The organism is uncultured Aquincola sp., assembly GCF_964001545.1.
Classification (GTDB): domain Bacteria; phylum Pseudomonadota; class Gammaproteobacteria; order Burkholderiales; family Burkholderiaceae_C; genus Aquincola.
Genome location: NZ_CAXFDV010000522.1, coordinates 17,698 through 31,651 on the forward strand (window position 1 = coordinate 17,698; position 13,954 = coordinate 31,651).

The 13,954-nt window shown below is 72.0% G+C and carries 14 protein-coding genes; 6 read left to right on the plus strand and 8 right to left on the minus strand.

All coding sequences use genetic code 11. The features are described 5' to 3' along the window. Positions 1–16 precede the first annotated feature (16 nt). From ABNT58_RS17780 to pqqA, 7 genes are all read right to left on the minus strand, one after another. Positions 17–4,123, minus strand: coding sequence for a PAS domain S-box protein (locus ABNT58_RS17780; RefSeq protein WP_348754776.1), 4,107 nt, complete (start codon positions 4,121–4,123; stop codon positions 17–19). A gap of 32 nt (positions 4,124–4,155) precedes the next feature. Then, positions 4,156–5,244: an HD domain-containing phosphohydrolase gene (locus ABNT58_RS17785; protein ID WP_348754777.1), complete on the minus strand. Its 1,089-nt coding sequence runs from the start codon at positions 5,242–5,244 to the stop codon at positions 4,156–4,158. Between the two features lie 68 nt (positions 5,245–5,312). Then, positions 5,313–6,455: a pyrroloquinoline quinone biosynthesis protein PqqE gene (gene pqqE / locus ABNT58_RS17790; RefSeq protein ID WP_348754778.1), complete on the minus strand. Its 1,143-nt coding sequence runs from the start codon at positions 6,453–6,455 to the stop codon at positions 5,313–5,315. Beyond that, positions 6,452–6,727 carry a pyrroloquinoline quinone biosynthesis peptide chaperone PqqD gene (gene pqqD / locus ABNT58_RS17795; RefSeq protein ID WP_348754779.1) on the minus strand — a complete coding sequence of 92 codons (276 nt, stop codon included), beginning with the start codon at positions 6,725–6,727 and terminating at the stop codon, positions 6,452–6,454. The genes pqqE and pqqD overlap by 4 nt, the downstream gene beginning before the upstream one ends. Beyond that, on the minus strand, positions 6,724–7,473 hold the full coding sequence (pqqC, locus tag ABNT58_RS17800) for a pyrroloquinoline-quinone synthase PqqC (RefSeq protein ID WP_348754780.1): 750 nt from the start codon (positions 7,471–7,473) through the stop codon (positions 6,724–6,726). The genes pqqD and pqqC overlap by 4 nt, the downstream gene beginning before the upstream one ends. Positions 7,474–7,481: 8 nt before the next feature. After that, positions 7,482–8,438, minus strand: coding sequence for a pyrroloquinoline quinone biosynthesis protein PqqB (gene pqqB, locus ABNT58_RS17805; protein ID WP_348754781.1), 957 nt, complete (start codon positions 8,436–8,438; stop codon positions 7,482–7,484). Positions 8,439–8,515: 77 nt separating this feature from the next. Then, positions 8,516–8,731 (minus strand): pyrroloquinoline quinone precursor peptide PqqA, encoded by a 216-nt coding sequence (pqqA, locus tag ABNT58_RS17810; RefSeq protein ID WP_348754782.1) that lies wholly within the window; start codon positions 8,729–8,731, stop codon positions 8,516–8,518. A gap of 37 nt (positions 8,732–8,768) precedes the next feature. On the opposite strand from pqqA, the gene ABNT58_RS17815 reads away from it, so the two are divergent. From ABNT58_RS17815 to ABNT58_RS17835, 5 genes are all read left to right on the plus strand, one after another. After that, complete coding sequence (locus ABNT58_RS17815) at positions 8,769–9,644, plus strand: alpha/beta fold hydrolase (RefSeq protein ID WP_348754783.1); 876 nt, start codon at positions 8,769–8,771, stop codon at positions 9,642–9,644. Beyond that, entirely contained in the window at positions 9,641–11,014 is a 1,374-nt protein-coding gene (locus ABNT58_RS17820; protein ID WP_348754784.1) for an ATP-binding protein, read from the plus strand. The genes ABNT58_RS17815 and ABNT58_RS17820 overlap by 4 nt, the downstream gene beginning before the upstream one ends. Then, positions 11,011–11,649 (plus strand): response regulator transcription factor, encoded by a 639-nt coding sequence (locus tag ABNT58_RS17825; RefSeq protein ID WP_348754785.1) that lies wholly within the window; start codon positions 11,011–11,013, stop codon positions 11,647–11,649. Before ABNT58_RS17820 ends, ABNT58_RS17825 begins: the two co-directional genes overlap by 4 nt. Positions 11,650–11,755: 106 nt before the next feature. Then, positions 11,756–12,079 carry a hypothetical protein gene (locus ABNT58_RS17830; protein ID WP_348754786.1) on the plus strand — a complete coding sequence of 108 codons (324 nt, stop codon included), beginning with the start codon at positions 11,756–11,758 and terminating at the stop codon, positions 12,077–12,079. 117 nt (positions 12,080–12,196) lie between these two features. Further along, positions 12,197–12,511 (plus strand): EthD family reductase, encoded by a 315-nt coding sequence (locus tag ABNT58_RS17835; protein WP_348754787.1) that lies wholly within the window; start codon positions 12,197–12,199, stop codon positions 12,509–12,511. Here the strand turns inward: ABNT58_RS17835 and ABNT58_RS17840 are convergent. Further along, positions 12,489–13,655 (minus strand): acyltransferase family protein, encoded by a 1,167-nt coding sequence (locus tag ABNT58_RS17840; protein WP_348754788.1) that lies wholly within the window; start codon positions 13,653–13,655, stop codon positions 12,489–12,491. The genes ABNT58_RS17835 and ABNT58_RS17840 overlap by 23 nt on opposite strands. A 100-nt stretch (positions 13,656–13,755) precedes the next feature. Here ABNT58_RS17840 and ABNT58_RS17845 point away from each other — a divergent pair. Next, positions 13,756–13,954 (plus strand): DUF3606 domain-containing protein (locus ABNT58_RS17845; RefSeq protein ID WP_348754789.1); only part of this gene is annotated, 199 nt, incomplete at its 3' end.

Below are 13,954 nucleotides of genomic sequence, written 5' to 3' on the forward strand. Positions count from 1 at the left end.
ACCGCGGCCGGCGTGCTCACCTCCTACCGGCCGGCGTGGCGCTGCGCAGCCCGCGCAGCAGGACCAGCACTTCGTCGTAATCGAACCGGGCCAAAGCCGCCTCCATGGCGTCCACCTGTTCCGGCGACCTGCGGCGCAAACCGCCGGCCACGGAGCGGAACAGCGTTTGCGCGTCGTAGTCCGATGCGCCGAGCAGGGCCTCGAGCCGGTCGAGCGTGACCGTGGGCACGGGTGCGCCGCCGCCGGGATCGGCCAGTGGCGGGTGGGCGGCCGCATCGGCCTGCAGGGCCACGCGGATGTCGCGCACCAGCTCGGCCGTGCGGTCGGCCAGGGCCAGGCCGGCGGCCAGCGCGGCCGGGGCGGTGTGCGCATCGGCGCGTTGGGCGGCGGCTTCGGTGCTGCGGGCGTCGGCGGCCACGGCAGTGGCGCCAATGGCACCGGCCGCGCTGCGCAGCGCATGCGCCACCGCGCGCACCGTCGCCAGGTCGTCCTGCGCAACGGCCGCGGCCAGGCGTGCGGCCTCGCCTTCGTACTGCAGGGCGAACTGGCGCAGCACCCGGCGCTGCACGTCCGCCCGGCCGCCCAGGTACTGCCGCGCCTGGTCGGCATCCAGGCCGGGCACCTGCAGCCAGGACGGCGCGCCAGCGCCCTCCGCGGCAACGCCCGCCGGCGTGGCCGGCAAGGCCGTGGGCGCTGCATCGCCGTCCGGCCAGCCGTCGTCGTCCGCGGTGGCGTCGGCACGCAGCCAGCGCCACAGCATCGCGTACAGCGCACCGGCCTGCACCGGCTTGGCCAGGTGGTCGTTCATGCCGGCGGCCAGGCAGGCCTCGCGGTCCTCGCCCAGGGCGCTGGCCGTCATGGCCAGCACCGGCAGCGCCCGGGCGCCGGCGGGCCGGGCGGCGCGCAGCCGCCGCGTGGCTTCCAGCCCGTCCATCACCGGCATGTGCAGGTCCATCAGCACCAGGTCGGGCAGCGGCGCGGCACTGTTGGGCGCTGCCAGGCGCGCCAGGGCCTGTGCGCCGTCGGCCGCCAGCTGCACCTGCAGGCCGGCGGCCTGCAGCAGCTCGCGCATCACGTCCTGGTTGACGGGGTTGTCTTCCACCAGCAGCACACGCGCACCGGCGCAGTGGCGCTGCAGCAGCCGCTCGAACTGCTGGGTGCGGGGCGCCGCCCAGTGGCGGGCCGCGGCGGCGGGGTCGCCGGCCTGCAGGCGGGCGGTGAACCAGAAGCAGCTGCCCTGCCCGAGCTGGCTTTGCACGCCCACCTCGCCGCCCATCAGCTCGGCCAGCCGGCGGGTGATGGCCAGGCCCAGGCCGGTGCCACCGAAGCGGCGGGTGGTGGAGCCATCGGCCTGCACGAAGGCACCGAAGAGGCCTGGCACATGCTCGGCCGCGATGCCGATGCCGGTGTCGCGCACCTCGAAGCGCAGCAGCGGCCGCTCGGCCGTGCCCTCGGGCTGCGCGCTCACCCGCAGCGTGATGCCGCCCCGCTCGGTGAACTTGACGGCATTGCTCAGCAGGTTGGACAAGGCCTGCGACAGCCGCGCCGCGTCGCCGCACAAGGCGTCGGGCACGCCGGCGTGGTCGACGGTCAGGCTCAGGCCGCGTGCGCCGGCCCGCTCGGCCACCAGCGCGCAACAGCTGTTCAGCAGCGCCGCCAGCGAGAAGTCGCCGCAGGCCAGCGTCAGCCGGCCGGCCTCGATGCGCGAGAGGTCGAGGATGTCGTTGAGCACCTGCAGGAGGTGGTCGGCCGACTCGGACACCCGCGCCAGGCGCTCGCGCTCGATGTCGCCGTGGGCATCGCGCCGCAACAGGTGCGTCAGGCCCACGATGGCGTTGAGCGGCGTGCGGATCTCATGGCTCATGTTGGCCAGGAAGGCGCTCTTGGCGCGGTTGGCGGCCTCGGCCTTGTCGCGCGAGGCCACCAGCAGCGCATTGGTGTCCTGCAGCTGTCGGGTGCGTTCGTCCACCAGCTCCTGCAGCCGGTGGCGGTGGCTGTCCAGCTCGCTGGCGATGCGCTGGTGCTCGGTGATGTCTTCCACCACCAGCAGGTGGTGGGTGATGCGGCCGTCGGGCTGACGGATGGGCGCGGCCTGCACGAACTCGGCATATGGCTCGCCATTGCGCCGGCTGTTGCTGAACTCGCCCGACCAGGCCTGGCCGGCGGCCAGCTGGCGGCGCATCGCCTCTTCGTGCTCGGCCGGTGCGCGGTCGGGCTGCAGCAGGTGGTGCGGCCGGCCGATGGCCTGCTCGGCCGACCAGCCGCTGATGCGGCTGAAGGCTTCGTTCACGTACTCGATGCGGCCCTGCAGGTCGCTGATGGCGATGCCCAGCGGGCTTTGCGCCACCGCCATCGACAGCTTGCGCAGCTCGCCTTCGGCCACGTAGCGCTCGGTGATGTCGCTGAAGGAGGTGACCACGCCGGTCAGCCGGTCGTCGTCGCCGTCGCGCACCGGCTCGGCATTCATCATCAGCCAGCGCATGCCGCTGGGCAGCGCCGCGCCCACCAGCATGTTGCGGCAGGGGTGGCCGGTGCGGCGGGTGCGCGCCAGCGGCAGCTCGTCGAAGGACAGCGGCCGCCCGTCGGCGCGCAGCGGCTGCCAGCGCTGCAGCATGCCGGGCGCCTGCAGCTGCGCCAGCGTCATGCCGAAGAAGCGCTCGGCCTGCGCATTGCAGGCCAGCAGCTGCAGCCGCGCATCGAACACCAGGATGCCTTCATCCAGCACCGACACCATCGAGCGGTAGCGCGCAGCGCTTTCACGCAGGGCTTCTTCGGCCTGCCGCCGGTGGGTGATGTCGCGCGAGATGCCGAACATGCCCACCACCGCGCCGTGCTCGTCGCGCAGCGGGCCCTTGGTGGCCAGGAACACCTGCGCGCCCAGCGCGGTGTCGATGCGTTCTTCGTAGCTGCGCAGCCGGCCTTCGGCCATCACCTGCGCATCGTTGGCCATCACCGCTTCGGCCTGCTCGGCCGCGAACAGCGCACGGTCGTCGCGGCCCAGCACCGCGTCCACCGGCTGGCCGATGATGCGGCTGGCCTCGCGGTTGCACAGCACGTAGCGGCCTTGCAGGTCCTTGGCGAAAATGGCGTCGCTGGAGCCTTCGGCGATGGCCTGCATCAGGGCCAGCCCGCGCAGCCGCTCGGCCTGCGCCGCCTGCTGGCGGCGCGCGTCTTCCAGCGCATGCTGGCTGCGCCGCAGGCGCCCGGTCACGCCGATGGCCAGCATCGCCAGCAGGCCGGCCAGCACCACCCACAGGCTGCCGATGGCGGCCTGCAGCCGCGCCTCGGCCCGCGTGATGCGGGCCACCAGGAACCAGCCCGCATCGTCCACCGGCTGCACCACGCCCAGCACGGCGCGGCCCTGCGGATCGGTGCCGGTGGTGACCTGGCCCAGCGGCACTTCGCCGCGGATGACGCGGGCCGCCAGTCGCCGCGGGTCGGCCAGCGACAGTGGCGGCTCACCGGCGCTGCCGTACAGCTGCTCGCCCAGCTGGCGCACCAGCAAGGTGGCGGCGCTGCTGGCGCCGGGCAGGGGCGGCAGCGTGAGCAGCGGCTGCAGGAAGCCGCCGGCGTCCGAGCGCAGCACCAGCACCACGCGCGGCCGCTCGCCATCGGCCGGCAGCGGCAGCAGCAGGTCGATGTCCGCGCCACCGGCGGCCGTGGCCGCCAGCCCGGTGTGGCTGGGGCGGCCGGTGGCGAGCGCCTCACGCGCGGTGAGCGCGGTCAGCGGTGGCAGGCCGGGCGCGGGCCGCTCGCTGGCCAGCAGGCTGCCCAAGTCGTCGAGCAGCAGCACCTGGTCCTGCCCCAGGGCCTGGCGCAGCTGCACGGCGGCCTCCAGCAGCCGCTGCAGCGCCGCAGGCTCGCCGCTGGCCTGCCAGTCGCGGTAGGGCGCACCGGCCACGGTGGCGGTGGCCCGCCGCTGGGCCTGCTGCAGCTGCACCTGCAGCCAGCGCCCGGCCTGCCGCGCCCGGGTGTCGGCCACCGCTTCCAGCTGCAGCAGCTGGCGGTCCATCAGGGCGCCGTAGGTCAGCGCCGTGCCGGCCACCGTGAGCGCGGCCACCAGCCACAGCCCCAGGCGCAGCCAGCCGCGGCGCAGCAGGGGCGGTGGGGGCCATCGGGTCATCCGCCGTGGGGCCGGTCAGCGCGCCGCGGGCGTCAGGCCAGGGCCTCGTCGGGCCGGGCGCGGGCGATGGCGCAGAACTCGTCGTAGTGGGCGATGAAAGCATCGAGCAGGTCGGGGTCGAACTGCCCGCCCCGTTGCCCGGCCATGGCTTCGCGCACGCGGCCGAAGTCGATCGGCGCCTTGTACACGCGGCGCGAGATCATCGCGTCGAACACGTCGGCCAGCGCCATGATGCGGGCCGCCAGCGGAATGCGGTCGCCGGCCAGGCCGTCGGGGTAGCCCTGCCCGTCCCAGCGTTCATGGTGGTGGGTGGCGATGTCGCTGGCAAAGCGCAGGAAGGGCACCGGCTCCTGCATGTCGTCCACCGCGCGGCTGATGGCCTCGCCGCCCAGGCGGGCGTGGGTTTTCATCAGCGCCCACTCTTCGTCGGTGAGCTTGCCGGGCTTGAGCAGCACCCGGTCGGGAATGCCCACCTTGCCGATGTCGTGCAGCGGCGCCGACTTGACGATGAGCTCGATGTTGCACGGCATCAGCTCGGCGGCAAAGCGCGGGTGCGACTTCACCAGGTTGGCCAGCAGCTCCACGTAGTCCTGCGTGCGCAGGATGTGGTTGCCGGTTTCCTGGTCGCGGGTTTCGGCCAGCCGGGCCAGCGCGCGCATGCTCACGTCCTGGATGGTGCGGTTCTCGCTCTCGCGGCGGTCGACCTCGGCTTCCAGCGAGGCATTGCGCCATTGCAGCCGCTCGCGCGTGGCGGCCAGCGCCAGGTGGGTGCGCACGCGGGCCATGACGATGGCCGGGCGCAGCGGCTTGGCGATGTAGTCCACCGCGCCCAGCGACAGGCCGCGGTGCTCGTCTTCCACCTCGCCCATGGCGGTGGTGAAGATGACCGGGATCTGCCGCGTGTCCTCCTGCTCCTGCAGGCGGTCCAGCACCTCGTAGCCGTTCATGCCCGGCATCATCACGTCCAGCAGGATGAGGGCCGGGCGCGGCTGCAGCTGCACCAGCTGCAGGGCGCGGGCGCCGGTGGTGGCCGCGCGCACGCGGTAGTGCGGGCTCAACAGCTCGCCGAGCACCATCAGGTTCTCGGTGTTGTCGTCCACGATGAGGATGGTTGGCTTCACGGCGACCCCTCGCGACCCGGCGCAGGCTGCACCGGTTATACCCGGCCGCGGTCAGCGCCGCGAGCGGGTCAGCCTGGGGGCAAGGCGCCTGCCAGCCGGCGCGAGGTGGAGGCGTCGCGGAACACCAGCGGCCGTTCCACCACACCGCCGCCAGGCTGCTCGGCCTTGGCCAGGGCCTGCGCCACCACGCCGTGGTGCGGGCTCTTGGGGCACACCGGGTCAGCGGCGGCGGGGTCCTGCGCCAGCATGTAGGCCTGGCAGCGGCAGCCACCCAGGTCCTGCTCGCGCTGGTCGCAGCTGCTGCAGGGCTCCTTCATCCAGCCGGTGCCGCGGTAGCGGTTGAAGCCTTCGCTCTCGTACCAGATGTGCTGCAACGCATGCTCACGCACGTTGGGAAAGGCCAGCCCCGGCAGCATGCGCGCGGTGTGGCAGGGCAGCGCGGTGCCGTCGGGCGTGACGGTGAGGAACATGCTGCCCCAGCCGTTGACGCACTTCTTGGGCCGGCCGTCGTGGTAGTCGGGCGCGACGAAGAAGAGGCGCATGCGCTCGCCCAGACGTTCGCGCCAGCGGGCGGTGGCGGCCTCGGCCGCGCGCAGCTGGGCGGCGGTGGGCAGCAGGTGCTCGCGGTTTTCCAGCGCCCAGGAGTAGTACTGGGTGTTGGCCAGTTCCAGGTACTCGGCGCCCAGCTCGTCGGCCATGCCGATGATGCGGTCGATGTGGTCGATGTTCAGGCGGTGGATGACCACGTTCAGCACCATTGGCCAGCCCTGGGCCTTGATGAGGGCCGCCACCTTGTGCTTGAGCTCGAAGGTCTTGGTGTGCGAGAGGAAGTCGTTCACCTCGCGCGTGGAGTCCTGAAACGACAGCTGCACATGGTCCAGGCCAGCGGCCTTCAGCGCCTCGGCGCGCGCGGCGGTCAGGCCCACGCCGCTGGTCAGCAGGTTGGTGTAGTAGCCCAGTTGGCGGGCTTCGGCCACCAGCACTTCCAGGTCGTCGCGCAGCAGCGGCTCACCGCCCGAAAAGCCGCACTGCACCGCGCCCAGCGCACGGCCCTCGTGCAGCACACGCAGCCAGCCTTCGGTGTCCAGCTCCTGCTGCTGGGTGGCGTAGTCCACCGGGTTGTAGCAAAACACGCAGTGCAGCGGGCAGCGGTAGGTGAGCTCTGCCAGCAGCCACAGCGGCGGGCCGGGCCGGGTCGCCGGGGCGTTCATGTCCACGCCAGCCACCTTTGCTTGCCCGCCATCTCGACAAAGGCGATGACGTCGGGCAGCAGGCCCTGGGCATTGAAGGCCTGCTCCAGCTCATCGACGATCGCGGCCAGCGGCTTGGCGCCGTCGCAGCGCTTCATGATCTCGCCGGCGCTCTGGTTCAGCTTGACCATGCCTTCGGGATACAGCAGCACATGGCAGTCCTGCGCTGGCTCCCACTGCAGCCGGAAGCCCGGCGCCACGCGCGGCACGGTCTCTGGGGTCACGGCCGTCATGCCACCCCCTGCACGCCGTAGCGGGTGGCCATGGCATCGTTCATCGCCCACAGGATGTCGAGCTTGAACTGGAGCACCTCCAGCGCACGCTGCTGCAGCGGCCGGGTGGTGAAGTGGTCCAGCGTGATGGCCAGGCCCTGCTCCACGTCGCGCCGCGCCTGGCTCACGCGGTTGCGGAAGTAGCTCAGGCCGCCGGGCTCGATCCAGCCGTAGTGCTCGGGCCAGGTGGCCAGGCGCTGCTTGTGGATCTCGGGCGCGAAGAGTTCGGTGAGCGAGGAGCACACCGCCTCCTGCCAGGGCGCGCGGCGCGCGAAGTTCACGTAGGCATCCACCGCAAAGCGCACCGCCGGCAGCACATGGCGCAGGTCCAGCACTTCTTCGCGGGTCAGGCCCACGGCTTCGGCCAGGCGCAGCCAGGCCTCGATGCCGCCGGGGTCGCGCACCGTGCCTTCGGGGCCTGTGAGCTCGAAGCCGTCGTGGTCCAGGATGCGCTGCACCCAGCCGCGGCGCACCTCGCGGTCGGTGCAGTTGCTCATCACCGCCGCGTCCTTGATGGGGATCGCGATCTGGTAATAAAACCGGTTGGCCACCCAGCCGCGGATCTGCTCGGGCGTGGCATGGCCGCTGTTGAGCATCACGTTGAACGGATGGTGGATGTGGTACGCCTTGCCCTTGGCGCGCAGCTGCGCCTCGAACTCGACGCGGTCCCAGGCTGCGGCAGTATTGGTAGGCGTGGTGGCGGTCATCGCAATGCTCACAGCGTGATCTGCATCCCGTCCTCGCACACCTCGACGCCCGCGCGCGCCAGCTCGGCGCGCGCCGCCGAGTCCTCGTCCAGGATCGGGTTGGTGTTGTTGATGTGGATGAGCAGCTTGCGGGTGCTGGCCGGCAGCCGGCCCAGCACTTCCAGCATGCCGCCCGGTCCGCTTTGCGGCAGGTGGCCGATGGCGCGCGCCCGCTGCGGGCCCACGCCCGTGGTGATCATCTCGTCGTCGGTCCAGAAGGTGCCGTCCACCATCACCGCGTCGGCGCTGCTCATCGCATCGAACACCGCGGGCGTGATGGCGCCCAGCCCCGGTGCGTAGAACAGGCGCCGGCCGCTGTGCTGGTCGATGGCGGTGATGCCGATGTTGTCGCCCGGCTCGCCGCTGTCGCGGTGGGGCGAATAGGGCGCGGCCTTGCTGTCCAGCGGCAGCGCCTTGAACTGCAGGCCATCGGCGCCCGACACGCTGAAGGGTGCGCCATCGAGCGCGATGGGCTGGCGCGCGGTGCCGCAGTAGTGGCTGAGCACGCGCAGCACCGGGTTGCCGTGGGTCAGGTCTTCGGCCACGGCGTCGGTGCACCACAGCGGCAGCGGGTCGGGCGCGCGGCCGCCGGGCCGCTCGGGCGCGGGGCGCGAACGCTCGCGCAGCATGAACAGGCCCGTCACATGGTCCACCTGCCCGTCCATCAACACCACGCCGGCAATGGCCGAATCGCGCAGGCCGCGGCCCGGTTGCAGTTCAGGGTTGGCGCGGATCTGCGTCAGCAGGTCGGGCGAGGCATTGAACAGCACGCCGTCGGCGCCGTGATCGGGCCGGATGAAGATGGACGACTGCGTGCGCGCCTTGGCCTTGAGCGTGCCGGCCCGCAGGCCGGCGCAATTGCGGCAGTTGCAGTTCCACTGCGGGAAGCCGCCGCCGGCGGCAGCGCCGAGCACCGTGATGCGCATGGTAGGCAGTCAGTCAGGCATGAGGGGTCGCCGGGGGCTGAGGCGTGCATCGCCCCAGGCGCGGCGACCGGGCACCGTCAGCGGTTCGCGACGTACAGGCTGATTTCGAAGCCAAAACGCCAGTCGATGGCCGCCGGGGTTTGCCATTGCATGTTCATAGAAGGCTCCTTTCTCCAGTGACGCAGTGCCGGTTGGCGGCTGCGGAGGCACGATCGCGCCCCGTGGCACATGGTCGCGGCTGCGGCCGCGCGCAGCCAGCCGGGTGAGCATGAATCCCCCTTCATGATTTCCATGAACGCGGCTAGGGGTTGGGGCCGATACGATGGGGCCGTGCCCGACGTCCTGCAGTCCCTCAGTCCCCCGCCCTTCCGGCAGTTCATGCTGGCGGCTTCGCACGGTCATCAGTTGCATGTGCAGCAGTGGGGCACGGCCGGCGCGCCGCCGCTGCTGCTGCTGCACGGCGGCCCCGGCTCGGGCCTGGGGCCGGCGCTGTACCGCGGGCTCGACCCCGCGCGCTGGCACGTCATCGGCCTGGACCAGCGAGGCGCCGGCCGCAGCCTGCCGGCCGGCAGCATCGAGCACAACACCACCGCCCACCTGCTGACCGACCTGGCCTTGCTGCGCCGCACGCTGGGCATCGATCGCTGGTGGGTGCTGGGCGGCTCCTGGGGCGCCACGCTGGCACTGGCCTACGCGTTGGCCGAGCCCGCCGCCGTGGCCGGCCTGCTGCTGCGCAGCGTCTTCCTGGCGCGGCCGGCCGACATGCAGCCCTTCATGCCGCTGGTGGACACCTTTCTGGCCGCGGCGGGCGATGCCGACGAGCGCAGCGCCATCGCCCGCGCCTGGTGGCAGCTGGAAACCCGCCGCGCCACCGGCACCATGGCGCCGCCCCCCGAAGGCGATGCGCTGGCCGTGCTGCTGCAGCGCTACACGGTGCAGGCCCATTACCTGCACGCCGGCTGCTGGCTGCAGCACCCGCCGCTGCTGGACCGACTGGCGCCGCTGCGCCGGCTGCCGGTGCAGCTGGTGCACGGCACGGCCGACCGCATCTGCCCGCCCGACAGTGCGCGCCTGCTGGCCGAACGCCTGCCGCAGGCCCGGCTGCACTGGGCCGAAGGCGCGGGCCACGATCCCTCGCAGCCGGCGATGGTGGCAGCCATGGCCGCGGCGCTGGCCGAGCTGCTTGCCCTGGCAGATCCATCGTGAGCCTGCGGCTGAAGATCAACCTGCTGGTGAGCGCGCTGACGCTGCTCTTCCTCACCGCGGTGATGGGCCTGCAGCTGCGCAACATGCAGGAATCGGTGCGCGAGGAAGTGGTGGCCGCCAACCGCGTGGCCGCCCAGTTGCTCAAGCGCACCGCGTGGCTGTATGCCGCCCAGGGCACGCTGGCCATGCGTGCGTTTCTCGAGGGCGTGGGCCGGGTGCGCTCCAACGAGATCTCGCTGCTCGATGCGCAGGGCAACGAGCTGTACCACTCGCCGCCTTCACCCTACAAGGCCGGCCGCGATGCGCCCGACTGGTTCGAGCGCCTGGTGTCACCGCCGCCCGACGAGCAGTTCATCGGCTTCCCGGACGGCAAGCTGGTGGTGCGGGCCAATGCCTCGCGCGCGATCATCGACGCCTGGGACAGCGCCACGACGATGGTCAGCTCCGCCCTGGTGCTGCTGGCGGTGGTCAATGCGCTGGTGTTCTGGCTGGTGGGCCGCGCGGTGCGGCCGTTTGCGCGCATCGTCGGCGCGCTCGGCGAGGTGGAGGCCGGCCGCTTCGGCGTGCAGCTGCCGCGGCTGCCGGGCATCGAAGCCGCCGCCATCGGCGCCGCCTTCAACCGCATGGTGGGCCAGCTGGAAGACCACATCGAGACCGAGCGCCGCGCGGTGCGGGCAGAGATGCAGCTGTCCGACAGCCGCGAGCTGGCGCGCTGGGTGGAGCGGCATGTGGAACAGGAGCGCCGCATGATCGCGCGCGAACTGCACGACGAGCTGGGCCAGTCGGTCACCGCGATGCGCAGCATGGCCACTTCCATCGCCCAGCGCAGCAAGGACAAGGACGCGCCCACCGAGCAGGCGGCCAGGCTGATCGCCGACGAATGCTCGCGCCTGTATGACGCGATGCACGGCATCATCCCGCGGCTGGCGCCGCTGGTGCTGGACCGCTTCGGCCTGGGCGAGGCGCTGGCCGACCTGGCCGAGCGCACCCGCCGCGCCCAGCGCGGCGTGCAGCTGGACCTGCAGGTGGCGCTGGACGACGAACCCCTGTCGCCGGAGACCGCGCTGGCGCTGTACCGCGCCGCGCAGGAAGGCGTGACCAATGCGCTGCGCCATGGTCAGGCCAGCCACATCACGCTCGACCTGCGGCGCGAGCCCGACGGCCTGCGGCTGCAGGTGACCGACAACGGCAACGGCCCGCCGCCGGCCCCTGCCGCCGGACGCCCGGCGCCCGACACCGGCGCGCCGGGCCACTACGGCCTGCGCTGGCTGGCCGAGCGGGTGGAAGGCCTGGGCGGCCGTTTTGCCCTGCTGCCGGCGCCGGGCCGCGGTGCCCGGCTGGAGGTGTGCCTGCCGATGGAGACACGATGACGCCCTTGTTGCGGGTGATGCTGGTGGACGACCATGCGCTGGTGCGCATGGGCTTTCGCATGTTGCTGGCCGATGCGCAGATCGAGGTGGTGGCCGAGGCCGACAACGGCGAGCAGGCCTGCACCGACTATGCGCAGGCCCGGCCCGACGTGGTGGTGATGGACCTGTCCATGCCTGGCATGGGCGGGCTGGAAGCCTTGCGCCGCCTGCTGGCGCAGGACCCGAAGGCGCGGGTGCTGGTGCTCTCGGCCCATGAAGACACGGCCCACCCGCGCCGGGCGCTGAAGGCCGGCGCACTGGGCTACCTGGGCAAGCGCAGCGCGCCCGATGCGTTGATCGCGGCCGTCACCGCGGTGGGCGCCGGCCGGCCCTACGTGGACCCGGCGACCGCGCAGGCGCTGGCACTGGCCACCGTGACCGGCGAGACCAGCCCGGCCGAAGGCCTGAGCGAACGCGAGTTCAGCGTGTTCGTGCAACTGGCCCGCGGCCTGAGCGTGGCGCAGATCGCCGAGAACCTGAAGCTTTCGCCCAGCACCGTGGGCACGCACCTGTACCACGTCAAGCAGAAGCTGGGCGCCAGCAACCAGAGCGAGCTGACGCTGGTGGCGCTGCGCTGGGGCCTGATCGAAGCCTGATGCCCGCCTGAAGGGCAAGGATTCAGCCCGTTTCAGCTCGGCTCAAGACGGCGGCGCCAGGCGCACCGCAGACTGCGGTGACCGCCTCCAGCCCCAGGACCCGCCCATGAACGCCACCGCTGCCGCCGCTGCTGCCGACCGCCCCGCTACCCCGTCAGACCTGTACCTGCGCTGCATGCGCTGGGTGTTCCTGTTCTTCAACTCCACCCGGCTGTTCGCCTACCTGCCCACCATCATCACCTTGTGGCAGCAGCATGGCTCCAACCAGCATTCGCTGATCACCTGGCTGGTGTTCGCCGGGGCCAATGCATCGATGGCCGCCTGGCTGTACGAAGAGCATGGGCGGCGGCTGGACCGCGCCATCGTCGTCAGCATCGGCAACGCGGTCATGTGCCTGACCACGGCGCTGCTGATCATCGCCCTGCGTTGACGCGGGCGCGGCAGCCCCGGCCTGGCAAGGCCGGGTAGAGCCGGATGCGCCCCCCTGGCACTTGGCCTAACTTGCTGCGGCGGCGGCCATGCCGGCCGCCTGAGCAGGAGCCATTCAATGATCAAGGTGACCGTGATGTACCCGCATGCGCCCGGGGCGCGCTTCGACCACGACTACTACCGCGACAAGCACATGCCGATGGTGCAGGACAAGCTGGGCCCGGCCTGCCTGCGCTACACGGTGGACAAGGGCCTGTCGGGCGGCGCGCCCGGCTCGCCGCCGCCTTACGTGGGCACCTGTTCGCTGTTCTTCGACTCGGTGGAGGCCTTCCAGGCGGCCTTCGGCCCCAAGGCGCAGGAGATCCTGGGCGACATCCCCAACTACACCGACCTGCAGCCGGTGATGATGATCAGCGAGGCCGTGGTGAGCTGAAGCTGGCCGAGCGGGCCCGCGCATCGCGCAGCCAGCGCGTGGTGGCCCGCACGCGCCGCATCGCGGGCCGCTCCACCAACAAGTGGGCCAGGAAGCACAGGCCCACCAGCACCGGCACCAGCGCCAGCTGTGCCAGCGCAAAGCCATCGGCCGACCAGGCCCGGGCATCGGCGGCCACGCGCATCAGCGTGAACAGCAGCAGGCCATGCAGCAGGTACAGGCCGTACGACATCTCGCCCAGCGTGCGCGCGGCGCGGCTGTGCAGCAGACCGAACAGGGTATTGCCGCCCGCCAGGAGCGCAAAGGCACCGGCCAGGGCCAGCAGCGGCCAGGGCGAGTACACCGACGGCCGGGCCAGGAAGCCCACCGCGAGCAGCCCCAGCAGCACCGGCGTGGCCAGCGGATGCTGCGCCAGCCGGCCAAAGCCCGGCCAGCGCACCAGCACGCAGGCCCCGAAGCCGCCCAGGAAGGGCAGCAGGTAGCGGAACTGCAAAGGCTGGGTCATGGACGCGCACCACGCGATGAAGGCGATCACCAGCCCGCCGACGATCAAGCCCACCAGCGGCACCGCCAGCCGCAGCGCCAGCGCCAGCCAGGGCAGCGCCGCGTAGAACACCCATTCGTACATCAGCGACCACACCACGCCCGCCACCAGCACGTAGGTGACCGGCAGGCCGTTGAGGTCGGGCGCCCCCGGAATGGCGAACAGCAGCCAGCGCGCGGCATTGACCAACAGCTGGGGCAGCGGCTGCTGCAACTGCCCGCCGGTGACCAGCGCCACCAGCATGAACATCGCGGCCATGGCCACCAGGTACAGCGGCGTCAGCCGCAGCACCCGCGACACCGCCAGGTGCAGCCAGTCGATCGGCCGCTGGCGCGCCTGCAGCAGCTTGCCGCCGAACAGCAGCGCCGTGATCATGAAGAAGAGCGCGACGCTGCCTTCGCCCAGGTTGTTCATCAGCCGCGAAGGCGGCGGTCGCCACTGGCCGGTGTGCAGGTAGCCCCACCACACGGCGCCGTGGTGCACGAACACCATCAAGGCGAGGTAACCGCGCAGGCCGTCGATGGCGGCGTAGGCGGCGGGGGGGTCGGGCGGCCGCCACCGCGCCAGCCCGTGGGCACACAGGGTGGCGAGCAGCAGCACGCCCACCAGGAGGGCAAGTTCGGGATACGGCACAGCGACGCATGATGCCACCGACCGGCGGCACGACGGTTGCCCCAGCCTGGGCATGCCAGGAGACCGCATGACCGACACCGACAACGCCAGCAGCAGCCGCCGGCCCGAAGACCCGATCCCCACCAGCGTGGACACCGACGACCCGGACGTGGTGCGCTACTGGTGCGAGGCCTTGGGCGTGACCATCGAGCAGCTGCAGGAAGCCGTGCTGGCCGCCGGCACCGACCCGGCCGCCGTGCGCCAGCACTTCCTGCAGCAAGGCAGCA

Excerpts from the sequence above, each read along its gene's own strand:
- ABNT58_RS17825 (WP_348754785.1), top strand. The coding sequence starts at position 11,011 with ATGACGCCCTTGTTGCGGGTGATGCTGGTGGACGACCATGCGCTGGTG.
- pqqD (WP_348754779.1), bottom strand. The coding sequence starts at position 6,727 with ATGACGGCCGTGACCCCAGAGACCGTGCCGCGCGTGGCGCCGGGCTTC.
- pqqA (WP_348754782.1), bottom strand. The coding sequence starts at position 8,731 with ATGGAAATCATGAAGGGGGATTCATGCTCACCCGGCTGGCTGCGCGCG.
- ABNT58_RS17835 (WP_348754787.1), top strand. The coding sequence starts at position 12,197 with ATGATCAAGGTGACCGTGATGTACCCGCATGCGCCCGGGGCGCGCTTC.
- ABNT58_RS17780 (WP_348754776.1), bottom strand. The coding sequence starts at position 4,123 with ATGACCCGATGGCCCCCACCGCCCCTGCTGCGCCGCGGCTGGCTGCGC.
- pqqE (WP_348754778.1), bottom strand. The coding sequence starts at position 6,455 with ATGAACGCCCCGGCGACCCGGCCCGGCCCGCCGCTGTGGCTGCTGGCA.
- pqqB (WP_348754781.1), bottom strand. The coding sequence starts at position 8,438 with ATGCGCATCACGGTGCTCGGCGCTGCCGCCGGCGGCGGCTTCCCGCAG.
- ABNT58_RS17830 (WP_348754786.1), top strand. The coding sequence starts at position 11,756 with ATGAACGCCACCGCTGCCGCCGCTGCTGCCGACCGCCCCGCTACCCCG.
- pqqC (WP_348754780.1), bottom strand. The coding sequence starts at position 7,473 with ATGACCGCCACCACGCCTACCAATACTGCCGCAGCCTGGGACCGCGTC.